Source organism: Nocardiopsis tropica, assembly GCF_042660575.1.
GTDB lineage: Bacteria > Actinomycetota > Actinomycetes > Streptosporangiales > Streptosporangiaceae > Nocardiopsis > Nocardiopsis tropica.
The window spans coordinates 348,313-372,010 of record NZ_JBHSUF010000003.1 but is presented as its reverse complement, the minus strand read 5'-3'; the positions used below and the strand labels follow the sequence as shown (position 1 = coordinate 372,010).

13 protein-coding genes are annotated in these 23,698 nt (G+C 68.2%); 9 read left to right on the top strand and 4 right to left on the bottom strand.

All coding sequences use genetic code 11. The annotated features are described in order from the left end of the window. Window positions 1-631: 631 nt before the first annotated feature. Together ACFQBR_RS07215 and ACFQBR_RS07210 are read right to left on the bottom strand one after the other, a co-directional pair. Window positions 632-4,321 (bottom strand): CHAT domain-containing protein, encoded by a 3,690-nt coding sequence (locus ACFQBR_RS07215; protein WP_344177790.1) that lies wholly within the window; start codon window positions 4,319-4,321, stop codon window positions 632-634. Window positions 4,322-5,376: 1,055 nt separating this feature from the next. After that, window positions 5,377-6,609 (bottom strand): MFS transporter, encoded by a 1,233-nt coding sequence (locus tag ACFQBR_RS07210; protein ID WP_344177787.1) that lies wholly within the window; start codon window positions 6,607-6,609, stop codon window positions 5,377-5,379. A gap of 679 nt (window positions 6,610-7,288) precedes the next feature. On the opposite strand from ACFQBR_RS07210, the gene ACFQBR_RS07205 reads away from it, so the two are divergent. From ACFQBR_RS07205 to ACFQBR_RS07175, 7 genes are all read left to right on the top strand, one after another. Next, entirely contained in the window at window positions 7,289-8,692 is a 1,404-nt protein-coding gene (locus tag ACFQBR_RS07205; RefSeq protein ID WP_344177784.1) for a family 2B encapsulin nanocompartment shell protein, read from the top strand. Window positions 8,693-8,736: 44 nt separating this feature from the next. After that, window positions 8,737-10,104, top strand: coding sequence for a family 2 encapsulin nanocompartment cargo protein terpene cyclase (locus ACFQBR_RS07200; RefSeq protein WP_417629310.1), 1,368 nt, complete (start codon window positions 8,737-8,739; stop codon window positions 10,102-10,104). Between the two features lie 86 nt (window positions 10,105-10,190). After that, window positions 10,191-11,051: a geranyl diphosphate 2-C-methyltransferase gene (locus ACFQBR_RS07195; RefSeq protein WP_267949360.1), complete on the top strand. Its 861-nt coding sequence runs from the start codon at window positions 10,191-10,193 to the stop codon at window positions 11,049-11,051. Window positions 11,052-11,217: 166 nt separating this feature from the next. Continuing rightward, entirely contained in the window at window positions 11,218-11,826 is a 609-nt protein-coding gene (gene idi / locus ACFQBR_RS07190; RefSeq protein ID WP_344177779.1) for an isopentenyl-diphosphate Delta-isomerase, read from the top strand. A 324-nt stretch (window positions 11,827-12,150) separates the two neighbouring features. Next, window positions 12,151-12,660 carry a hypothetical protein gene (locus ACFQBR_RS07185; protein WP_267949361.1) on the top strand — a complete coding sequence of 170 codons (510 nt, stop codon included), beginning with the start codon at window positions 12,151-12,153 and terminating at the stop codon, window positions 12,658-12,660. Continuing rightward, window positions 12,641-15,208 carry a hypothetical protein gene (locus tag ACFQBR_RS07180; protein WP_344177776.1) on the top strand — a complete coding sequence of 856 codons (2,568 nt, stop codon included), beginning with the start codon at window positions 12,641-12,643 and terminating at the stop codon, window positions 15,206-15,208. The genes ACFQBR_RS07185 and ACFQBR_RS07180 overlap by 20 nt, the downstream gene beginning before the upstream one ends. A 304-nt stretch (window positions 15,209-15,512) precedes the next feature. After that, on the top strand, window positions 15,513-16,541 hold the full coding sequence (locus tag ACFQBR_RS07175) for an alpha/beta hydrolase (protein WP_344177773.1): 1,029 nt from the start codon (window positions 15,513-15,515) through the stop codon (window positions 16,539-16,541). A gap of 244 nt (window positions 16,542-16,785) precedes the next feature. Here the strand turns inward: ACFQBR_RS07175 and ACFQBR_RS07170 are convergent, their stop codons facing one another. Further along, on the bottom strand, window positions 16,786-17,754 hold the full coding sequence (locus tag ACFQBR_RS07170) for an HNH endonuclease (protein ID WP_344177771.1): 969 nt from the start codon (window positions 17,752-17,754) through the stop codon (window positions 16,786-16,788). Between the two features lie 262 nt (window positions 17,755-18,016). On the opposite strand from ACFQBR_RS07170, the gene ACFQBR_RS07165 reads away from it, so the two are divergent. Both ACFQBR_RS07165 and ACFQBR_RS07160 read left to right on the top strand, forming a co-directional pair. After that, window positions 18,017-18,409, top strand: coding sequence for a hypothetical protein (locus ACFQBR_RS07165; protein ID WP_378552497.1), 393 nt, complete (start codon window positions 18,017-18,019; stop codon window positions 18,407-18,409). Further along, window positions 18,406-22,113, top strand: a complete 3,708-nt coding sequence (locus ACFQBR_RS07160; RefSeq protein ID WP_344177767.1) for a caspase, EACC1-associated type — start codon at window positions 18,406-18,408, stop codon at window positions 22,111-22,113. The genes ACFQBR_RS07165 and ACFQBR_RS07160 overlap by 4 nt, the downstream gene beginning before the upstream one ends. A gap of 92 nt (window positions 22,114-22,205) precedes the next feature. On the opposite strand, the gene ACFQBR_RS07155 is transcribed toward ACFQBR_RS07160, so the two are convergent. Further along, window positions 22,206-23,504 carry a purple acid phosphatase family protein gene (locus ACFQBR_RS07155; RefSeq protein WP_344177765.1) on the bottom strand — a complete coding sequence of 433 codons (1,299 nt, stop codon included), beginning with the start codon at window positions 23,502-23,504 and terminating at the stop codon, window positions 22,206-22,208. Window positions 23,505-23,698: the final 194 nt, after the last annotated feature.

The window sequence follows — 23,698 nt, the reverse complement described above, 5'->3', positions numbered from 1 at the left end:
CCGTACCAAGTGGCAAGGAGGTCTGTCAGATCAATGGTCTTGGGGTCGATCACACATCATTCTCCCACGGGTGCGAGTGCTGTCGTGCCGCTGTAAAAAAGTTGCAGATCCTAGAGGTTGCGTATGGGAACGCAGCGGATACTTCCTCTTGCTGGACGTGAGAAGAGCTTGCTCGCTTGCCTGTACTGGACCTGGTACTGCAGAGCACGTATGGAGCGTGCATGGGCCCGAAATGCGATGAGGGCCTCTTGCTGACTCCCCGAATGATCCGTCTGAATCGGGTTTTATGGAGCGCCCGGCAATATTCTGACCTTTGGTCATCAGGTTAGAAGTGTCTCGTGCCGGTTTTATTGGAGGCTCTGGCATGTACCGGCTTTGATGAAGCCGTGTTTTCGGACCCTCGGGCCACGGTGCTCGGTTGTCCGTTCTCAAATTCTATGGGTGTTAGTCAGCCGATCGCCGAGTGTCGACCTAGGCGGCGGCCACGATCACCTCGCCCGCCCACCTGAACGTGTCGGTGTTCCGGCTGCCGAAGCGGGGACGTCCGGTCACCGCGGACACGCGCGTGGGTGACCTCACCGCCGTACGGGCCCATGACCCACGGCCAGGTCATCTCCCGGCACGAAACAGCTCATGCTCCGGTGTGCAGGTAGGGAGCCCACAACAACGGTGCCGCGATCCGGTCCCAACCGGGCAGTATGTCCTGCAAGTCAGCACCATCCCGTACTGCTCGTACTGCGGCATGCAGTGCCCGGGCGGCACGCGTTGGGTTGACCTCTTGATCACCTTCATTACGCAGATAGGCGTAGAACAGATCAGCTACGGCCCCGCTGACCTTATCGTTGACCTCCCACAGGGTCCCCACCACGTGCGGAAATCCAGCGAGCTGAAACGCTGAGGCCACATGGATCGCCTCGTCCAACAATTCGTCTTTCGTAATGGCAACGGTGCTGCATGCCGACAGGTAGGCGAGTCGGGCATGGTCGAGCTGCAGTGGCCCCAGTTGCGCCACGGTCAACGGATGGTCGGCGTGATCGTGTAGTAGAAGTCTGCTCTGTGAGGGGTCGACCGGGTCAGCTTGGCCATGGCAGGCCAGGTGCGCGATCGCCACACGAGGAAGGTGCTCGAGGACCTGTTCTCGGGTCGGTACTGCGAACATGTCACTGTTCGGGTTGGACAGGGTAGGATCGGGGGTCGTCAGAACGACGGCCTCAGGCAGATGCCTATGTACCTTCTCCCTCTCCACGGTCACAAACGGCAGCGCGCCTTCGCCTGGTTGGTGGTCGAGGCCGGGTGTGGTAGGCATCGCCACCACCAACGCCCGCTTAGCTGCTCCCACCCCGCTCTCGTGGCGGGAGGCCTGTTCGCGGGCGTAACGCAAAGCGCGCACGGTGGGAGTATATGAGGAGATGACCCGGTCCATCACTGTGCGCCGGCTTCCGGGTGGATCAGTGTGATGGCCAGCCGCGTGCAGGGGCAACAGCCCCAATAGACCTCCTGGAGACCACCACACTCGTGGCCAGGAATCATCCTCGGGCTCCGTGTCCAAGCCCAACGCATTCAGAACCGGGCCAGCTGCTACGTCCCACAACCAAGCCAGGATGTCGATCAGTTCCTGCTGAGGGTTCTCGCTGTTATCGAGGGCATCTGATTTCGTGAAATTTATCTGTGTTCGGTGGCGGCGGAAGATATTGACTTTCTCCACCAAGCTTTCCCAGGTCAGATCGGGCAACTCCAGGTGAGAGATACTTGTGTTGGTAAGCAGTAGGGCGTCACAGCGTTCGGGTGTCGTGTTGAACACGATTATCGGACCCTGGTCTGCTTCCCTTATTATTTCTTGAACAGATGGGTTGAGTCCGAAGGTCGAAAAGCCGTCTAGTGTGCGAATATTTTCCAGAACCGCATCGAACTCACTGGCCAGAAGGTGTCGGTCCTGGAACATGCGCTGATCACTCATGACTGCCTGTTTATCCGAATTCGCAGCCGATGTCTCCGTGGCGGAGGCGGTTTCGAGACTTCTTGGAAGCTCGGGGCTGTTCAGATTGTTGCGCAGTTGTGCGTACCGGTTTGCAAGGTCTGGGGCTATTCTCTGCAGGTCGGTGAGTTCGTTGCGTGTGTTCAGGGCCTGGCTGAGCAGGACGCCCCTGCCTGTTTCCACAATGCCCAGTGCTTGGATGGCTCGGTCCTGCGAGCTCAGACCGGGATGGTTGAGTACTGCCCCTGCGGCCTTTCCAGCCAGGCCAGAGAACTGGCCAAGCTGGTACTGCTGATCAGTACGGGCTAAGCGGTGGGGAGCGACCTTGGGCAGCAGGCCGACGATGTCCTGTAGAACCTCTGCTGCGTGTGCCGGGTTTGCGGAGGATACTAGATCGGCCAACTTATAACCCGCGTGGATTCGTACAGTAGGTGTGGCGGACTGCATGCGCCAGACACGGGCGTAGAGCTCAATTACGGCTCGTAGGTTTCCTTGATCTCCGGTGTGCCGAACCCGGGAACTGAGTCTTGCAGCGAGGCCACAAAGGTAGTCGGGTAGGTGCGGGTCGTTGGCGGGTGTTGTGTGTATGGCCTGGCGGGTGGCGGTGATGGCTTCGTCCAGGTCGTCCTGGTTACCGGTGTGCTCGAACCTCTCAGCCAGCGCGATGCCGAGGTTGAACAGACTCCCTGCTTGCTCAGGTGCGTTGACGTTGGTTCGGTCGACAGCAAGGCGGCCGACCTCGATGGCTTCGTCCACATCTGTTTGGTCACCGATTCGTTTGAACCGGACGCGCAGCATAATGCCGAGATTGGATAGCATCGCGGCTTTGTTCGGTCGATTTTCGGGTGTTTTGTGGATGGCTTTGCGAATGGTGGCGATGGCCTCGTCCAGGTCGTCCTTATTCCTTGCGATATGGAACCTGGCATGCAGAGTTACGGCAAGATTGGAAAGGTCGCCGCCGCGGTTGGGGCTTTCATCCGGAGTGGCTAGAATGACCTGACGGTTAAGCTCAACCGCCTCGTTCAGATCAGACCGACCTCCGATGTAATCGAATCGATTACGCAGTGCAATGGCAAGGTTGGACAGCATTGCGGTTCGTGAGGGATGGTTCTGTGGTGCGGTGCGGATGGCTTGGCGGATGGTGGTGATGGCTTCGTCCAGGTCGTCTTGGTCGCCGGTGTGCTCGAACCTCTCGGAAATTGCCATACCGAGGTTCAACAGCAACGTGACTTGGTCGGGGTGGTCGTCAGGTGTAACATTGACGGCCCATCGGGTGAGATCAATGGCCTCGTTCAAATCCGCTGGGCCGCTAGCGTACTTGGCCCTGGCCCGCAGCACCGCGCCGAGGATAGCTAGGTGTCTGTTTCGGTGGGGGTGCTCTTCGGGTGTGGTCTGGACGATTTTTCTCAAGGTGGAAACGGCCTCGTCCACGTCGGGTCGGCTACCCGTGTGCTCGAACCGAGCGGTCAACAACCCGGCGAAGTCCGTCAGGCGCTGGAATCGATCTGGGTGGTCGTCCGGTGTAGTCAAGATGCCTTGACGTATGCTGGCGATGGCCTCGTCCAGATCAATCGGCTGCCCGGTGCGCCGATACCGGTCCTTGAGTTCCAAACCGAGGTTGTGGAGGTGCCTATCCTGATCGGGATGATCGTCGATGCACTGGACGGCTTCCCGGCTGAAGTCCACTGCTTCGTTCAAATCGGCCAAGTCATTGGAAATCCTGTACCGGTCCGCTAAAGCCGCCCCGAGATTCGACAAATACACGGCCCGATCAGGATGGCGAGCTGGTGTGGTGTGGACGGCTTGGCGCATGGTGTTGATGGCTCTGTCCAGGTCAGTCAGTCGGCCGGTATGTCGAGACAGGATATGCAGCACAATGCCAAGGCTGGACAAACGATCGAAACGGTCATGATGATCATCCGGAGTTGCTGACACGATGCGTTCCCACACTGATACCGCTGTAGTGGCGAGCTCGGGGCTCGCGGAGGACATGGCCTGATCCAACAGTTGAAGGGCGCTTTGGACCGACGCATCGGCGAGCAAAGGGAGCAAAGGGCGGGGCAAGGGCTCCAATCCTGCGAAAAAGCACGGTACCAGAGCATCCGTGGCACCATGGAGATCAGTCTTGTCCTCTCCCCCAGGTACAGCCAGGTAACGCAACCACTGGAACCATCCGACCGCGTGACTGACTCTCAGTAGACTGGGGTTCTGATCACTGAAGAACGCCACGAGTTGCAATTCCTGTAAATCCTGGTCTAACTCCGAGTTCAACAGCGCAAATGTGTTGCCGCTATTGATGGCTTCAAGTATCCGAGCCAATGATTCCGACCACCACTGCTCTTGCATTCATGGCCTTCCGAAGTGATCATCAGGACATAAGTATGGTATCTGTGCTATGCTAGCTTGTTAAGTCCTGCTTTGTCATCATCGCTCAGGGTAGGATCTCGTGCCCCAGTGTCCTGCGACCCGTGCAGAGAAGAGGCCGTATGAGTGAAGCGGAAAAAGCGGCATCGAACCAGGTGGAAGTGCTGTTGTCCGCCGTCTGTCAAAACGCACAAGCGATCCGTGAACGACTGAGTTCTCGCCCCAATGGCCCCGAATTGGTCGAAACGGTGCTAAACAAGGCGCGCGCTGGTCAGGACACCACAGATTCCCTGGAGGTCTTGGACACGGCCCTGGCCGCGTTGGGGGAGCGAAAGGGCCTACATGGCTACCTCGGATTTGCTTGGGCTACGGGGGATCGAGGGCTGAACGCAGTCGGGATTGATCGGTCTCGGCCAAGCTGGGCCAAGTACCACTGCCCACGGAATCGGTGTGCACGTGTGTGGGAACCCAGTCCTGCGGAAGAGGTCCCCTCGTGCTATGTCGACGGAGTGCGGCTAAAGCGCACCCCAGCGGCGTAGCCGGTGGGCGGGCTGCTGACGGTACTGGGAAAGAAGCTGACCGATCAGCGGTTGTCCCTTCTTGCCTTTCCCGGTGCTCTGGATCTGACGGGTGGCCGTTGGCACACACTCTGGGACACGACCGCGCCTGGGATTGGCGCTATCTGATCACGCAGATCACGGTCACCAGTAGAGTTCGAGAAGAGACTACCGAGCACCGTGGCCTGAGACTCCAGAAACACGGCTCTACCAAAGCCGGTACATGCCAGAGCCTCCATCACACCCGGCACGAGACACTGGTGCATGCAGTCTGGCCGGTGGACCACGCCACGTGGGGAGACGAGGACGGCGCTGGCAGGGAAGATGTAGCCCGCCGACACGGCACCGGGCAGGCCCACCCCTCACCACTCGTCGAACCCCGTGAGGCGGACGGATTCCACGGTCCGGCCCCAGGCCCTGGACGCCGGCGGTCGGGAGATCCGCCGTGACCGCCCGGCAGCCACCGCACGAACCGGGGCGTCAGTCCAAGGGAACGCTCTGCGAGAGCACACGTGCCCGCAGGTGTGGGACAGTCCTGGCCATCACCGCGGACACCGCGAGGCAGTAGCCGCCCAGTGCGGCCAGCTGGGCGGAGTAGGGGACCCCCGCGTCGATGAACAGACCCGCCATACCGGGACCGGCGGCGGAGGCGAACACCAGGACCGCCACGACCACCGACCGGATCGAGCCAAGGTGCGCGGTCCCGTAGACCTCCGGCCACACCGCGCCGAACAGGCTCAGGGAGAGGCCGTTGGTGACGCCGTACAGCGCCATGAAGGCGAACGCGCCCCACTGGCCGGCCACCGAGGCCAGCACGACCAGGCCGAACCCGAGCGGCAGCAGGTAGACGGGCACCAGCCGCATCGCGCTGAACCGGTCGACCAGCTGTCCTCCGACCAGGTTGAACACGACGGTGGTCACCGCGTACACGGTGAACGCCACGGCGAACGCGGCTGGCGCCCACCCGCGCGACTCCACCAGGTACACCTGGTGGAAGAACACGGTGTTGCCGATCAGGGCGGGAGCAGCCATCGCCGCCGCGACCAGGTAGAAGCAGGGGTCGCGCAGGGCCTGGCGGCGGGTCCAGTCCCGTGCCCGCAGCTCCCGGCCTCCCTCCAGCACGGGGTCGGGTTCGCGCTCGGCGCTCATGAGCGCCGTGACCGGCCAGACGAGGACGAGCAGGAGCACCGCGGCCGCCCACCAGGTCCCGCGCCATCCGGCCAGGGCGGCGAGTGCAACCACGGCCAGGGGCAGGAGCGCTTCTCCGGTGTTCAGCCCCAGCGTCGCCACCGAGGTGGCGCGTCCCCGCTCGCGGCCGAACCACCGGCCCATGAGTGTGAACGAGGTGTGCGTCATCATCCCCTGGCCGAACAGGCGCAGGAGGAACAGCGCCACGAAGAGGGCGGCGACGTGTGACGACAGTGCCATCGCCGCCGCGCCCACGGCCAGGAACGCGAAGACCCCCAGGACGACCCCCGCCGTGCCGAAGCGGTCGACGACCGAACCGATCTGCGTCAGGGCCAGAGCGCTCGCCAGGGTCGCGAACATGAAGAGCGAGCCGAACTCCCCGTGGGAGAGGCCGTACTCCGCCCGGATGTCGCCGGCGGACAGCGAGACGAAGAAGGTCTGTCCGAAGGAGGACATGAGGAAGAGCGCGAACCCGCCGAGGAGCCACCGCCGGTTCGAGTGCAGGAAACGCAGGAAGCCGGTCATGCCCGCTCTTCGCTTGTCGTGTTCCCGGCCCGCTCCGGGGCCGGCCGGTCGCCTTGTGCGCCGGGCCGCAGGGGCCCGGACCGGGGAGGCGCGGTCGCGGCCGATCCTAGCCCGGCTCCCGCCCCGGCCCCCGAGGCGGGTCCGGCGTCGCTCCGTCCGGACGGGGAATCCGCTTTGGGATCACACGGGAAGCTGTAACCGGTTGTCCGAAAACACCACCTTTGGAGTTCGGAGGACGCGCCGGGGCCCTCTTTTTCAAGAGGCGTTCATGTCGTGTTATGTCATCGCCTTCCGGTCAAAAGGGATGGCAGTGCCTCGCGTGTGGCGCCGTCAATACTGTGGGGTTTTTCGTCATCCTTTGTCACGTTAAGGGGGAGGTTTGAGCTGGGGTCGAAGGGGGAGAACGGAGGATTCTCTCGGGTTCTTCATGAAAGGTCGAGCATGGGCAGTGGGTTTTGGTAACCCCTGTTCAGAGTGGGAAAAACGCGATTCCGCTGCGATGTCCGGCGGCGCTCTCCTAGGGTGATCAGCGGTTTACGGGACGCGGGCTCTGGGGCCACCAGGGTCGGGCGGCTCACGTAGGCGTTCAGCCAACCCTCCTTCCCCTCGCCCGTCCCGTGGGCTCCCCCGAGGACCCACGGGACGGGTACAACGACCACCACGAGGAGAGACTCCGCGGATGTCGATCGACTCAGCCCCCGAGGTACGAACCAGCGAGCAGCGGAGCCTGGCGACCGCAGCGGCGCGCAACCTCGCCACCACCACCAAGTCCGCGCCGCAGATGCAGGGCATCAGCTCCCGCTGGCTGCTGAAGATGCTCCCGTGGGTCCAGGCCGACGGCGGCGCCTACCGGGTCAACCGGCGCCTGACCTACACCATCGGTGACGGCCGGATCGACTTCGACCAGACCGGCTCCGAGGTCCGCGTCATCCCGGCAGAGCTCGGCGAGCTCCCCGTGCTGCGCGGCTACGAGGACATGGAGGTGCTGCAGGCCCTGGCCGGGCGCTTCGTCCAGCAGGAGTTCGAGGCCGGGCAGGTGCTGGCGCAGGAGGGGACCTCGGCCGACCACCTCTACCTCCTTGCGCACGGTCGCGTGCACAAGACCAGCAACGGCCACTACGGCGAGGTCAACCGCCTCGGCGTCCTGGCCGACGGCGACAAGTTCGGGGACCGCTACCTCCTCGACACCGACCCGGTCTGGGACTTCACCGTCAAGGCGGCGTCCTCCGGTGTCCTGCTGGCGCTGCCCCGTCGCGAGTTCATCGCCCTCCTGGACGACTCGCCCAGCCTCCAGGCGCAGGTCCAGCACTTCCTGTCCGTTCCCGAACACCGGCAGAACAAGCACGGCGAGGCCGAGATCGCCCTGTCCTCCGGACACGTCGGCGAGACCGAGCTGCCCGGCACCTTCGTGGACTACGAGCTCAAGCCCCGCGAGTACGAGCTGAGCGTGGCCCAGACCGTGCTCCGGGTGCACACCAGGGTCGCGGACCTCTACAACAAGCCGATGAACCAGACCGAGCAGCAGCTGCGGCTGACCATCGAGGCGCTCCGCGAGCGCCAGGAGTCCGAGCTGGTCAACAACCGCGACTTCGGCCTGCTCCACAACGCCGACTTCAAGCAGCGCATCCAGACCCACGAGGGCCCGCCCACCCCGGACGACCTCGACGACCTGCTGAGCATGCGCCGCAACACCCAGTTCATGTTCGCCCACCCCAGGGCCATCGCCGCCTTCGGCAAGGAGTGCAACAAGCGGGGGCTGAACATCGGCACGGTCGACGTCAACGGCCACCACCTCCCCGCCTGGCGCGGCGTGCCGCTCCTGCCGTGCGGCAAGATCCCGGTCTCGGAGCACCACACCTCGTCGATCATCGCCATCCGCACCGGCGAGGACAACGAGGGCGTCATCGGGCTCCACCAGACCGGCCTCCCCGACGAGGTCGAGCCCGGCCTCAACGCCCGGTTCATGGGCATCGACGACAAGGCGATCATCTCCTACCTGGTCAGCACCTACTTCTCCGCCGCGGTCCTGGTCCCCGACGCCATCGGCATCCTGGAGAACGCCGAGGTCCGGCCCCGTGCCTGAGCGCCCGACACTGTCAGGGAAGGAGGACTGAGACGGTGTCACTGATGGCCCGGATGTCCGCCTCCACCGCCACCCACAAGGCGGCGGACCTGGTGGAGGCCCTGCTCCGCGACTCCAACCGACCCGGAAGACCGGACCTGCTGGCGTCCCCTGCGGTACCGGTACCGCAGGCGGCCGCACCGGAGGGTCCTGCCGCTCCGCGCCTCCCCGGCGGGCCCACGGGGCTCGGCGTCTCGGCGGCCACGATCCGGCTCCCGGCGCCGCCCGCCCGGCAGCGCGCCGCGGTCCCCCTCGGGGCCCCGGCTCCGGGCCGTACCGGCGTCGGAGCGCGGACCGCCCCGCGGATCCCCGCGACGCCGCCCGGCGCCGGGAGCTTCGGCTCCCACGGGGGCGGGCCGTCTCCGGACACCGCCCGCCCGGCGGAGTCCCGACGCCCGCCGGCGGACAGCGCGTCCGCCGTGCCCGTGCTGTACTGCCCGCCGGCCCTCCGCGACGACCCCGCCCTGGGCGACGAGGTCGACGACCGGCTCGTCGAGTGGGCCGAGGAGGTGGGGGTCTACCCCGGCCAGCTCGACCGTGTCCGGTCGGCCGGGTTCGGACGCCTCATCATGCTCGCCCACCCCGAGACGGACGACCCCGACCGCCTGCTGGCGGCGGCCAAGTGCGCCCTGGCGGAGTGGTCCGTGGACGACCACTACGTCGACGGCGAGGTCGAGGAGGCGCAGCCCGAGTTGCTCGGGCAGCGCCTGGCCATCGCCCACTCGGTGATCGACCAGGCCCACCTCCCGCTGAGCTACGCGCCCCAGCTGGAGGAGGTCGTCCAGAGCGACCCGGTGATGGTCGCCCTGCGCTCCAGCCTGAAGAACCTCGCCCGCTACGGCTCGTCAACCCAGGTGCGCAGGCTCCGCCACGAGCTGGCCATCATGTTCGTGGCCTACAACCAGGAGGGCGTCTGGGCGGCGACGGGGCAGCGGCCGCCGGTCTGGGAGTTCCTCATGCACCGGCACGAGAACAGTTTCGTGCCCTGCATGGCGCTCATCGACACGGTCGCCGGCTACGAGCTCCCAGCGGAGGAGTTCTCCGACCCCAGGGTGCGTCGCCTGTTCACCATGGCCGGATCGGCAACCGTGATCGTGAACGACCTGTACTCGATGGGCAAGGAGGACCCCTCCGACTTCAGCGTCCCCCGGCTGATCGCCACCGAGGACGGGTGCTCCGAGCGCGAGGCGATCGAGCGCACCGTCGTGCTCCACGACGAGCTGATGCACACCTACGAGGCGGAGGCCTCCGCCCTCGCCCTCACCGGCTCACCCGAGCTGCGCCGGTTCCTGGCAGGCGTGTGGGCCTGGTGCGGCGGCAGCCGCGAATGGCACGCCCGCACCGCCCGCTACCACGGGACGGGCACCGCCTGAGGGGGATCACGGCCCCCTGCACGTCACCACCGCGGCCCGGGCCCTGCCCGGGCCGCCTCCGGAAACCACCACAAGGAGTACACGCGATGACCACCACCATGCCCTCCTCGGACAACGTGCTGCGCACCGACTACCAGAAGTCCGTCGCCGCGTACTGGAACGCGGAGAAGGACCCCGTCAACATCCGCCTGGGCGAGGTCGACGGCTTCTTCCACCACCACTACGGGATCGGCGACTACGACCCCTCCGTCCTGCAGGGGCCGGAGGAGACCCGCGAGGCGCGCATCATCGAGGAACTGCACCGCCTGGAGTCCGCCCAGGCCCAGGTGCTCATCGACCACCTCGGCGACATCAGGCCCGAGGACCGCATCCAGGACACCGGCTCCGGCCGGGGCGGTACCAGCTTCATGGCCAACCAGCGGTTCGGCTGCTACGTGGACGGCGTCTCGATCTCCCAGCAGCAGGTCGACTTCTCCAACGAGCAGGCGCGCGACCGGGGCGTGGACGACAAGGTCCGCTTCCACTTCCGCAACATGCTGGACACCGGCTTCGAGACGGGGTCCATGCGCGCCAGCTGGAACAACGAGTCGACCATGTACGTCGACCTCTACGAGCTCTTCAGCGAGCACGCCCGCCTGCTCCGGTACGGCGGCCGCTACGTCACCATCACCGGATGCTACAACGACGTGACCGGCGGGCGTTCCAAGGCGGTCAGCCGCATCGACGAGCACTACACGTGCAACGTGCACCCCCGCAGCGCCTACTTCAAGGCGATGGCGGCCAACAACCTCGTCCCCATCAGCGTCGTCGACCTCACCGCCGACACGATCCCCTACTGGGAGCTGCGCGCCCAGTCCTCGGTCGCCACCGGCGTGGAGGACCCGTTCCTGACCGCCTACAAGGAGGGCAGCTTCCACTACCTGCTCATCGCCGCCGACAAGGTCTGACCCCAGGCCCGGCGCGCGGGCGCTCGCCGGTCTCGCACCGAGCGCCCGTACCGATCTTCCAGACCCCCCGTAGCCCACAGCCCGGGCACCGCAACCGCGGACGGGGACGACGGGCCCGCGACGCGGGCCCGTCACCCCTTCCCGTCCGCCCGACCGAAGGATCCACATGAGCACGCACCCCGCCGCCGGCCGCCCCGGAACCGCCGCCACCGTCCCGCCCGGAGACCGCCCCGACGGCCGGATCATGCTCGAACTGGTCGACGAGGCGGGGACGACCATCGGCACGGCCGAGAAGCTCTCCGCGCACCTGGCCCCCGGACGGCTCCACCGCGCCTTCTCCGTCTTCCTCCTCGACGAGCACGGCCGCCTCCTCCTCCAGCGCCGCGCCCTGGGCAAGTACCACTCGCCCGGTGTGTGGTCGAATACCTGCTGCGGCCACCCCTACCCCGGCGAGCCGCCGTTCGCGGCTGCGGCCCGCCGCGTCGGCGAGGAGCTGGGCGTGGCGCCCGCGCTGATGCGCGAGGCCGGCACCGTGCGCTACCACCACCCGGACCCGGACTCCGGGCTGGTCGAGCAGGAGTTCAACCACCTGTTCGTGGGCCTGGTGGACGGCGTTCTGAGCCCCGACCCCGACGAGATCGCCGAGACCGCCTTCGCCGACCCGGAGGAGCTGGCGAAGCTCGTGGGCGCGGACCCGTTCTCCGTGTGGTTCACGACGGTGCTCGACGCGGCACGGCCGGGACTGCGCGAACTGGCACCGGCAGCTGGCTGGTAGCCGCTCCGGACCGGCTCGGGAAGCCACCGGACACGAGTGCGCTCCGGGGACGTCGGCGGGACGGCTCACGAGCGAACCGCCGACGACCCCGGAGACGCCCCGGAATCTGCTCAGTTCGCCTTTGACGTCAACCCGGACAGGAACTCCTGCGTCTCAGGGTCCGTCGAGTACAGGAGCGTGCCCCGAGCCGGACTTGAACGCCTGCTGTGCGGCGTGATCGTGTGGCCGGATCGTGCCACAGAAGGGAGTTTTCCGGATACAGCCGGTGTTCGCGGCGTAGCCTGAGCATCCGATTCCACATTCGAGGCGGAGAGGACACGCTCGGTGCCCGAGATTCCCGCCCCCACGGGGCGATCCACCACCATTGACGACGTGGCCAGGTCCGTGGTCGCTCGTGTCGCTCCGGACGAGATCGACGCCTACCCGCGCGTCCGTGACGAGTACTTCGTACGCGGCAGGGCCAACCGGTCCGAGGACAATCCCCTCGGGTTCGGTGAGATCGTCGTTGGCGTGGTCACCGGTATCGTGCTCACCGTGCTCCACGACCTGGCGGTCGAGTCGCTCACCGACGCGGCCCGACCGTGGTGGAAGCGCGGTTGGCAGCGAATAGGGCAGCTCCTGCGGGTGCGCAGGCGCCCGAAGGTCGAACCCGGCACCGTCGCGCGCGCCCCCTCCCCGGAGCAGGTTCCCGCGGTCATCGCTTCTGTCAACGACCACGTCCGGAAAGCGGGCCTGCCACCGCAGCAGGCCGAACTCCTGGCGCAGGCCATCATCGCCGAACTCACCTCCCCGGAACGGCCTGACGACGGTGCCTGTGCAGATTCCTCTGGCTGAGGAGCGGGAAACCGATCCTCCTCCGTCCCGGGCGTTCGACCCGTTCCTGCTTCCCAGCGCGACGAGTATTCGGTTCTTCCTGATCATCCTGCTCGCCGCCGTGGGCTCCATGTACATCGGGTTCTTCTACCTGCCGACCGTGCCGGTCCTCGGTGTCGACCCCACCGGCACCGAGGCTGCGGCGGTCTGTGCCGAGCAGGCACGCACTGACGCCGGCCGACTCTCCGACCAGGTGCTCTTCGAGGGGTACGCCGACTGTATAGCGGCCGCGGATCGCGCAGCGGCCCTGTGGATGGTCATCCCCGGACTGCTGTGGGCCGCCCTGACCGTCCTGGTCTACGCGCTCTATCCCCGACGGCTGGAGAAGCGACTGCGCCCCGGCGAACTCCCGGATGAGAGCGGAGCCCGGGCGGTTTTGCGAGAGGTGGAGGCCGCTCTGGGAAATACCCGTCAACGCGTCAGGATCCTCGTCACTCCGGGGACCGCGGGCGGCGCACGCGTGTTCGGAGCGTTCGGACGGTACCGCATGGCCGTTGACGGCTCCCTGCTGGTCCCACGCAAGGACGGAGAACTCGATCAGAGTGCTCGGGCGGTGATCCGGCACGAGGCCGCTCATCTGCGCAACCGGGACGTCGACATCACCTACCTGACGATGTCCTCGTGGTGGGGCTTCGTCCTTGTCAACACGGGGCCCCTCGCGCTGTACGGGATCGCCTTCCTCTACGAGACCTTCTTCAGTGCCTCCGGCGGGTACCCACTGGTCGGCGCCGCCGTGCAGGGACTGCTCCTCACCGCCGCCACGCTCGTACTGGTGCAGACGGCGCGTGCCCGCGTCCTGCGCTCACGCGAGCACTACGCCGACGTTCGTGCGGCGGGAGCCGGACACATCGGTGCAAGCCTGCGTCATCTGCTGGCCCAGTCGCAATGGTCGGGGGAAGGCTCACTGATACGGCGCAGGTGGCGCGGGCTGCGTGACTACCACCCCTCACACCGTGCCCGAGGGGACATCCTGGACGATCCGCGACGGCTCACCGCCTCGATCAGCGGCGCGGATCTGGTCACGGCCGGGATCGTCCTGGGCGCTGCACACCTGCATCTGAGCATCGCGGCGTTCATGGCCTCCGCCGGAGGGCTGGGAGGCATCTCCTCCACCAGCGTGGTGTTGGGTCTGCCGGTGGGGGCCCTGGTGACGGCGATGGTCTGGAACGTGGTCCGCGCAGCCCCGGAGGCCCGGCACCGGTGGGCGGGGCCGGCCGCGGCACTGGCCGGTGGAGTGCTCATCGCTCACCTGCCACCCGCCCAACCCGGGACCTGGTGGGTCTACCTGCTCCTGAGCAACCCTCTGGCGGCTCTGGTGTCGGGCTTGGTGCTGTGGTGCGTGTGTCTGCTGTTCCTGAGGTGGGCGGCCCTGAGCGGTAGGGCATGGCTGGCCGCCGAGGGCCGGGAGCGGATGCTGTGCCTACTCGGGATGGCCTGCGGTGCGGTCGTCTTCGGCTGCGGATTCGGGGTGTGGGTCTACCTCCACGCGGGCATCCCCATGGCGTTCGAGGGAGGCGGGCTCGCACCGGTCGTCCTTCCGCTGGTCGCGCTCGTCACCGACGTGCGCTTCCACGTGGCGGTGGGATGCGCGATGCTGTTCGCTTTCGGCGGCCTGGTGCGCAGGGCGCGTCTCCGGGGGATCGCCCGGCACCCCTTGGTGCCGGTCGTCGCCGGATGCGCTCTCTCCGCCGTGTACGGTGTCCTGCTTCCTTTGGGGGTCGTCTTGGCTGCCGACGGCGGGTACGCGCTCCACTTCGTATTCCTGCTCCCTGTCTGGCTGGCGGCCGTGGCCGTGAGCGTCGTGCTGGGAGCCTGGTCCGGAGGTCCGCGCCTGCGGGGCGCGGGGCCGTGCGTGGCCGCCGTCCTCGTCTTCACCGTGCTGGCGTTGGAGCCGCTCGTCTACGGCACTGTTTTCGAGGGCTTGCTGTGCCTGGCGACCAGGTCACCCTCCGAGTGCGCGGCTGCCGTGGGAGGAGCCGTGCTCACCGGGTACGCCGAACCGGTGTTCCTCCTGTGGGGCCTCCCCGTGCTCCTGGCGCTGTGTGGGGGAGGGGCCGCCGCGGGTTCACGGGTGCGCTCGGCGATCGAACGGCGCAGACCGACCTCCGAGGAGCCGGATATCGCCGCTCCCCGGAGGAGACGGCACGTCATCGGAGTCTTGGCGGCGGCCGTGGCCACGGTGACCGTTCTCGGGTCGGCCGTGGTCGAGAGCCTGCCCAACGAGATCACGCCCATCGCAGCAGAACGCAAGCCCCCTCTGCTGGCGCAGGTGGAGTCCTCGACGGTGGGTCGGGAGCAGACGTGCGAGCAGGGCTTGGAGAGCCAGAACCTGACAGCGGACGACACTGATCCCGCGCTGATCTCCCACGATGTCGAGGCCGGGGCCGTCATTCTGGCCTCGAGCCGCGACCCCGTCCTGGCCGCATTCGGGCGGGTCGTGCTCGACGAGCCCGGTGTGCCCCACCCACGGGTCTTCGCCGCGCTGAACTCCTATTGCTACCGGAACTGAACCGGGCTCCCGGTGCCCTCCGGCACGGCCCCGATTCACACCCCCCCGGGAACGCGGCCGCACCGTCGGTCGCGGAGTTCGAGGGACCGTTCGGCTCAGCGCCGGTCATCCCCGGAGAAAACCGTATCCGGCTCGGGGCCCACAGTGGGGGAGACGACGTCCGTGGCCCCGTGAACCTGCCTGTTCACCGTTAAGGACAGGGCGGTTGAGGACAGCGGTCCCCTTCGAGGGCGATCACGGTTCGGCGGGAAGTCGTGCCCTGCCCGTGGTGTCACAGGTCCTCGCACACAGCACCATGGACGGTATGAGCCATGCTTCCACGCCCCCTTCTGCGGACTCTGCCCCCGACACCGCCTCGACGTCCTCCTGCCGGGTCGCGGTCGACACCGGATTCGTCTTCGCGCGGCGCGACACCGGCGACCTCCTGCTCGACCTGTACCGGTCGGCCTCCGCCGAACGTCCCGTGCCGGTCGTGCTCTGGGTGCACGGGGGCGGTTGGTACGCCGGTGACCGCACCCAGGCACCGGATCTCGTACGCAGGGTGCGCGCCAGCGGATACGCCTTCGCGAGCATCGACTACCGGCTCTCCGATCAGGCGTCCTTCCCCGCCCAGCTGCACGACGTGCGGGCCGCGATCCGCTTCCTGCGCACGCACGCGGAAAGACTCGGACTCGACCCGCGGGCGATCGGGGTATGGGGCGGCTCCGCCGGCGGCCATCTGGCCGCGCTGGCGGGCCTGACCGGTCACATCGCTGCCCTGGTCGACGAGGAGGACACCGGCGGCGACCCGTCGGTGCAGGCCGTCGTCGCCTCCTACGCCCCCGTGGACCTGGCCGTCGTGGTCACCGAGGCCCAGTCCGGGCGCCCGGACACGGACGCCGCATCCTCTCCGGAGGGTCGGCTGCTGGGCGGAGATCCGGCCGAGCTGGTGGACGCGGCGCGGTACGCCTGCCCTCTGACGTGGGTCCACGCCGACGCACCACCGTTCCAGCTCTCCCACGGGACCGTCGACGACCTGGTCTCGTACAGGCAGAGCGAACTCCTGCACGAGGCCCTGGCCGCTGCGGGCGCGTCGAGCGAGCTCTACCTCCTTGACGGCTACAAGCACGGGTTCCTCAACGAGGCGGGCGGTCTCGACGGACAGCCCGCGGCGGTGATGGACGACGGCCGCCTGGAGCTGGAAGGGGCGGCCCGAGCCGTGCGGCGCCGTACGGCCGAGCCCGACGCCGGGGCGGTGCGGACCACCTTCGGATTCGCGACCGTGGACGAATTCCTGCGCAGGCACCTCATTCGGCCAGCGGTGACCACCACGGGTCGCCGTGGGCGTCGGTGAACCGCGCGCCAACGCCGTACGGGGCACCGGCCACTGGCCGGGCACCCGCGGATACATCTCCGCAGACCCGTCCGGCCACGACCACGAGGTGCTTCCGGGTCTCTGACCGAGGTTGTACAGGTGCGGACCAGAGCGGCCGGAACCAACGGCGTTCCTTCTCACGGGGTGACTGCCGGCCGGTGGTTCTGCCGCGGTGGTCCACACGATCGACGAGGGGAGCGGAGGTCGCGGTGGACTCTGAGTATCAGGCTGCTTTGAAGACCTTGTCCAGGTGCCAGGCAAGGGCGTCAGGGGCGGGGCGGTCCGTCTTTTCCCTGGGAAGGAAGACGGCCTTGTCTGCCAGCTCCGCGTACTCCTCGGTGTCCGGAAAGTCCTTGTGCAGGCGGGGGCTCACTCGCACCTGCATCTTCGGACTGATGCCGATGTACCCCAGGTCGAAGAGGGTGTGCACATCAGATCTCAGGAGCATCCCGTTGTCGAGCCGGTGCAGTCCTCCCTGGGAGACCGGGTGGATGTGAGCGGCCTCCAGCACCGGACGTACGCGTCGGCCGGAGATGGCGCACTGGCCTTCATAGGCGTCCAACAACGCCAGCTTGAACGCTCCCTGACCCATGCGACGGCGGGTGGGGCGGGCTTCGCCGAACATGGGGCCGTGGTGTTCCCAGGTGGTCGTCACGGTGGTCTCGTCGTCGACGAGGGTCTCCGCGGGGCTCCGCGCGAGAACGCGGTTGACGATGGGGGCGAAGTAGTCGGTGTGCTCGGAGCTGGTGATGTCCTTGTAGGTCTTTCCCTGAACGAGACCGTAGGACCAGTCCAGGGGAGGGCCGAAGGTCTCGTTCTTCGGCAGGAACACCGGGGCGCGCAGCATGATGCAGCCGATGAGCGGGTCTTCCCCGGGGAGGATGGGCGGCATCTTGTTCTTCGCTCGGTACACGTTGATCGCCTCGCGCACCGCGGACAGGCTGCTCCTGCCGTTGCCTTCGCCGAAGGCCGCCCAGGCCTCTGACAGGGGGACGAGCGCGAACCCGCTGAGGAGGGCGCCGCCCACGATCCGGTCGTGCGGCTTGTGGGTCTTGAACAGGAACAGGTCACCGGGGGAGAGCGCTTTGAAACTTTTCCCTGAGGGGCGCCAGAAGTTGATCTCCTCCAGGTGGGGGCGCTGGGCGAGGAAATCGGCCCAGGACTTGTCAGTGACTCCGACAAAAGCCTTCATGTCCGACATTGTGGAGCAGGTATTCACCGGCGTGTGCCGGTGAGCGGGGTTGCCGCATCCGGTGGCGGAAGTGCGTGTGCGAAGGCCCTGGAAGACGGCCGCGCGGATCGGCTCCGGATGGCCGGAAGCGGCCAGGGGACCGAAGTCCCGGTCACGGCCGGGCCTCTGCTGGTAGAACGTGCGTGGCGGAGTGGCAGCGGGCCGTGACCGAGCGGTCCTCTCCGGGGGACGGGAGCGTGTGCGGGTGCGGCAGAGTGCGTTGGTGGCCAGGGTCGGCTTCGAGGACGACGTCACGGCGGAGGAGGCGGACCGGCACACACGTGACCTGGTGCTCCTGCTCGAGGACCTGGACGTCGACGAGGTCCGGCCGCTGGAGGGAGAGGCCGTCTCCGGGACCCGGTCGGCGGACCCCGCTGCCGTGGCCGGCGCCGTGCTGGTCACCGGGATGTTGCTCAAACCTGTGCTCACGGCGGTCGTCTCGCTCGTCGGGACCTGGTTGGAACAGAGCGGCCAGCGGTCGGTGACGGTGGAGGTCGAGGGAGCCAAGGTCACCGTGCAGGGGAGGGTGGCGCCCGGCGAGGTGGAGGGCTACGTCCAGGCCCTGCGCGACGGTGGGTCCGCCCCCGCTGTCGAATCCGGGAAGGGCGACGCGTGAGGCGTACCGCGATTCTCCTGGGCGTCAACCGCTACGAGGACCTCGACGACCTGCGTTCGCCGTACGAGGACGTCCGGGCGCTCGAACGGGTCCTGAAGCACAACGGCCACTACACCAGGGTCGAGGCGCTCCTCGACCCGACGCGCGACGAGGCGATGGAGGTGCTGGAGGCGGCGCTGTCGGAGGGCAAGCCCGACGACCTCCTGCTCATCTCCTTCTCCGGGCACGGGGTCAAGGACAAGAGGGGTCGGCTGCACCTGGCCCTGCGGGACACCCGCCGCAAGAGGCTGGAGACCACCGCGCTCTCCGCCGAGGTCCTCAAGCGCTTGCTGGAGGACTCCCGTATGCGGAGCAAGGTGCTGCTGCTCGACTGCTGCCACGGCGGTGCCTTCGCCGACGGGTTCGCCACCCGCTCCGCCGGTGAGGAGGCGGAACCGCTCGACCTGGAGCGTCAGCTCAGCGATGGCGCGGGCACCTACGTCATCGCCGCCTCGGGGGCCCTGGAACTGGCCCGGGAGGGCGACAACGCGTCGGGGGTGCGGCCCTCGCCCTTCAGCGAGGCGGTGGTGCGGGGTCTCGGAGGCGCCGCGGCGGACGCCAACGGTGACGGGTGGATCGACGCGGTCGACCTCTACCAGTACGCGCACCGCGAGGTGGACCACGTGGACGGCCAGCGTGTCACCGTGTCCTCCCTCGGTGTACGCGGATCGCTGGTTCTGGCCCGGCACACGGGATCGGCCACCGCGGCCGACCTGCCGGGGGCCTCCGGCAGGCCCGACCGGGTCGGCGCGGCGGGTGCGGAGGGGGCCGAGGCGCGCGGGGCCGGCGCGGAACAGCCGCGGGCCCGTGGTGAGCGGCCCGCCGAATGGACCTGGTCGGGCTACCTGGACTATCTGCGCGACTGCCTGGTCCGGCAGAGCGTCCTGCAGCAGCTGCCCGACGCCAGCGGCCGGGACGCGGCCGTCTGTGAGATGGACTCGGAGGTCCTTCTCAGCCGGGCGGAGGGCCGGTGGCGGCTGACCGGCCGCGCCGAGACCCTTGCGCGGGAAGCGGTGAAGGAGGGCCGTCCGCTGCGCTACGGCTACCCGGCGGTGCTCTTCGACCCCGTGCGGTCCGACCGCGGCAGCGGCAGGAAGGCCAAGCTCGCCCCGCTGTTCGTGATGGACGTGGAGATGGCTGAGGAGTCCGACGGGCACTACCTGGTGCCCGTCGGCGAGCCGGAGCTGAACCGCGAACTCTTGATCTCCGCGGCCGGCCTGGACGAGAGCGACATCGAGGAACTGGTCACCTGGTTCGAGGTCGACTGGGACGGGGGAGAGGTCTCCGGCCTCGCAGACAAGGCGCGCACGGTCTGCGACCGGCTCCGGCTGGCCCGTGTGGACGACCTCGTCGCCGGTGAACTGCGCAGTTCGCTGGACGTGCGCCGCGGTGCGCGGCGCGGAGCGCAGAACGCCGCCGTCCTCTACCGCGGCGACCCCGCGGGAGCGGCCGTCAAACAGCTCGTCGGCGATCTCGACCACCGGGGCAAGGGGATCCGGGTCGATGCCCTCGCGGGTACGGCGCTTGCGGCCCTGTCCGATTTCCGCCACGCGGTCAGCGGTTCCGGGACCGCTCTGCCCGTGGTCACCGGTCGCAGCAACGCCGCACAGGAGGAGATCCTGGCCTCGGCCATGGGGCAGGTCATGACCGTGGCCACAGGCGCCCCAGGCACGGGGAAGAGCGAACTCATCACGTCCGTGGTCACCACCGCCGTCGCGGCCGGGCAGTCGGTCCTGGTGGCCTCCACCAACAACACGGCCGTGGACGAGGTGGTCGAGAGGGTCAACCGACTCGCTCCCGGTGCCGACCTGGTCGTGCGCACCGGGAACCAGGAGCGCCGGGCCGCCGAGCCGGAGATCCTCAACGGGCTCCTGGCCGCCGAATGGGAACCCGCCGACACGGCCACCGCGCAGGCCCGACTCGTGGTCCACCATCGCGGAGTGGGGACGGCCCAGCACGAGCTGGCCGTCGCGGAGGAAGCGGAGCGGATGCTTGCGGCGCTGGCGGGCACGCGCAACCGGCAGGTGCGGGACCTGCCCGGCGGGGTCGGTCCGGACGTCTTCGGCGGGCCCCGGGAACTGCGCCGGTGGACCCGCCGCACCGAGGCGGCGCTGGAGTCCCGGTGGACCGGCTGGTGGCACCGCCTGCTGACCAGGCGGGGGCTCCGTATCGCGGGGACGGACGGGGAACTCTCGGAGATCCTTGCCTTCCTCACCACGGAGGGGGAGTGGCGGGAGCTGCGCGAGCGGGTGGGGGAGGGGATGCGTCCTGAGGCAGCGGTAGCCCGGATCAACGGCCTACGAGAAGAGCGGCGCGAGGCGAGCAGGGAGTTCCTGCTGGGCCGGGTCGCCGAGTCGCTGCGCAGGGGCCACACCGTCGTGGAGGGCAGGCTGCGCGACCTCGCCTCGGGGCAGAACGGCTGGAAGGGCATGAAAAAGCTGGTGCGCACCGTGCCGGCCTGGGCCACCACGTCCCGATCGGTGCGCGGGGTCTTCCCGCCGGAACCGAAGTTGTTCGACCTGGTGGTGGTCGACGAGGCCAGCCAGTGCACCGTCGCCGATCTCGTTCCGCTGCTGTACCGGTCCCGGCGGGCACTGGTGATCGGTGACCCGCACCAGCTCCAGCCGGTCAACCCCATGACCGGTCAGGAAGACCGCAGGATCCAGGCGGTCCACGGGCTCCCCGAGGCCGAGATGGGGGAGCGCTCCCTGGCCTTCACCGGCTCCTCCGCCTACCACGCTGCCGCCTCCGCACTGGTGGCGGGCGGAGGCGAGGTGCTCTGGCTCGACGAGCACTACCGCTGCCACCCCGACATCGTCGCTCCGGTGAACCGGCGCTTCTACGGTGACCGGCTCGCGGTGCGCACCGACACCACCGCTCTGGCCGCCCCCGGCGACCGGGCTGTCCAGTGGATCGACGTGCGGGGCGCCTGCGAGCGGCCGGGCGGGCGCTCCTGCCTCAACCGGGACGAGGCGGAGGAGGTACTCGCCCTGCTGCGCCGGCTCTGGCGGACGCTCCCGCCGGAGGCGACCATCGGCGTGGTCTCACCCTTCACCGCCCAGGTCCGCTGGATCGAGAAGAAGCTGGGGGAAGAGGCAGCCGAGAGGATCAGGGTGGGCACGGCGCACCGCTTCCAGGGCGGGGAGCGGGACGTGGTCGTGGTCTCGCCCGCCGCGGCCGAGGGCGTGAACCGGCACAGCGGGAGGTGGGCGCTGCAGCAGCAGAACCTGTGGAACGTCGCGGTCACCCGGGCGCGCTCGCGCCTCTACGTCGTGGGCGACCGGGGGTACTGGGCCGAACAGGGAGGACTGCTGTCCGACCTGGTGACAGAGGCCGCGAGCGGAACCGCTCCTGGCCTGGACGAGGCTGCGGGCCTGCTGTTCGAGGCCCTCACCAACAGTGCGTCCTCGCCCAGGGCCGGCCACCGCGTCGAGGGTTATGCCTGTGATCTGCTGGTGCCAGGGAAGGACGGGGACATCGCCGTGGTGATCGACCGCCCCAGGCCCGGCGCCACCGCCACGCCCGCACCGGGGCGCACGCTGCAACGCACCTTGGACAGGGCGGCCCTGTTCGCGTCGGTGTCCGGTCTGCGCACCGTACGCGTTCCGGAGTGGCGGTGCCTGGCGGAGCCCGAGGTGGTGGCCGGGGAGCTCATGGCCTTATAGCGGATTCAGCCGGGCGGCGCCCGGCCAGGGCGGTGCGCACGGGTGTGTCCGAAGAGTGTGTGCCCCTGGGGCGGAGAAGGTCTCATCTCCGCTCAGGAACCGTCGGTGACGCGCTTGCCGTCCCCGTCCTTGACGATGGTGAAGGCGTCCACGGTCGCGCCGTCGGCGGTGCGGGCCCGGTACTCCAGGGTGTCGCCGTCCACCGCGACGTGCTGGAAGGTCTGGGTGTCCTCGCGCTGCACCTGCACCCGGGCGCCGTTGTCGGTCCAGTTGTCCTCGCCGGCGTCGTAGGTCTTGGGTCCGGTCACCGAGACCACGTAGACCGGGCCGGTGTGAGCGCCGGAGCCGCCGTCCTCGCCCTCGGCCAGGACACCCCGGGTGTAGGAGTGGTCGTGGCCCTGCAGGACCAGGTCCACGTCGTGCTCCTCCAGGACCGGCAGCCACGCCTCGCGCAGCGGCCCGTTGTCGCGTTCGGGGTCGCTGGAGAAGACCGGGTGGTGGAAGGTGACCACGGTCCACGGGTGGGGGTTGTCGGTCAGCACCCGGTCCAGCCAGTCCCGCTGCGTGTCCAGCCACCGCTCGGGGTCCTCCGGGGCGGCCTCCCGGTAGTTGGAGTTGAGCACCACGAACCGCACCCCCTGGTAGTCGGTGTGATAGGCGGTTCCGGCCAGGTCCGTGCCCCGGTCGGGGCCGTTGCCGGCGCCGGGGAACTGCGGGCCCCAGTGCCGGCTCAGACCGTCGTCGTACTCGTGGTTGCCCGGCGTGGCCACGTGGTTCATGCTCCCGGACGCCTGCCCGAAGGCGTCGAACCACTCGTCCCACTGGGAAGCGCTGTCGGCGTCGTCGATGAGGTCCCCGGAGTGCACGGCCAGCTCGGCGTCGGGCACCGCCTCCAGCCCGGCCCGGACGACGGGGGCCGCGTCCTCGGTGATGTCGTTCTGGATGTCGCCGAAGTACAGGAAGCTGAAGGGCTCCGCTCCCTCCGCCGCGGTGGTGAAGGTGCGCCAGTCCCCGGTCTCCTCCTCCGAGCCCTCACCGGCACCGATCGCGCCGATCCGGTAGCGGTAGGCGGTGTCCGGTTCGAGGCCGGTGGCCGTGGCCGCGAAGGTGGAGCCCGGTTCGTCGCCTCCGGTCGGGCTGCCGTCGACCCGCACGGTCTCCTCCGAACCGTCGTCGGGCCCGATCTCCAGGAAGGACTCCTCCGCTCCGGACGCGTGCCAGGTCATCGTCTGGGAGGTGCCGGGATCGGCTGTGGGCGAGAGGAGGACGCGGTCGACGGGCCGTTCGGATGCGGCCTGGGGTGTGCAGGCGCACAGCCCTGCCACGAGAAGGGTCCCGCACAGGGCCGCCGGCACGCGACCCGGAGCGGGGCTGGGTGGAGCGGTAGGCATGGAGGTACCTGTCCTTTCTTCCGGCGGTCCGGGACCGCGGGGCGGGGAGGCGGCGAGCCGGTCCGGGAGGCGTCGTGTCCGGCTCCTACCCAGGTGAGAGGCGGAAATCCGTCGCAACAGCTCTCCCGGTGGGACCGCACCCTATGCCGTCCGTCGCGCGGAGGAGCGCCCCGTCGAGGAACCCCGGCACTTCG

Coding starts and splice junctions, on each gene's coding strand:
- ACFQBR_RS07215 (WP_344177790.1), bottom strand. CDS start 4,321: ATGCAAGAGCAGTGGTGGTCGGAATCATTGGCTCGGATACTTGAAGCC.
- ACFQBR_RS07210 (WP_344177787.1), bottom strand. CDS start 6,609: ATGACCGGCTTCCTGCGTTTCCTGCACTCGAACCGGCGGTGGCTCCTC.
- ACFQBR_RS07205 (WP_344177784.1), top strand. CDS start 7,289: ATGTCGATCGACTCAGCCCCCGAGGTACGAACCAGCGAGCAGCGGAGC.
- ACFQBR_RS07200 (WP_417629310.1), top strand. CDS start 8,737: ATGGCCCGGATGTCCGCCTCCACCGCCACCCACAAGGCGGCGGACCTG.
- ACFQBR_RS07195 (WP_267949360.1), top strand. CDS start 10,191: ATGACCACCACCATGCCCTCCTCGGACAACGTGCTGCGCACCGACTAC.
- idi (WP_344177779.1), top strand. CDS start 11,218: ATGAGCACGCACCCCGCCGCCGGCCGCCCCGGAACCGCCGCCACCGTC.
- ACFQBR_RS07175 (WP_344177773.1), top strand. CDS start 15,513: ATGAGCCATGCTTCCACGCCCCCTTCTGCGGACTCTGCCCCCGACACC.
- ACFQBR_RS07170 (WP_344177771.1), bottom strand. CDS start 17,754: ATGAAGGCTTTTGTCGGAGTCACTGACAAGTCCTGGGCCGATTTCCTC.
- ACFQBR_RS07155 (WP_344177765.1), bottom strand. CDS start 23,504: ATGCCTACCGCTCCACCCAGCCCCGCTCCGGGTCGCGTGCCGGCGGCC.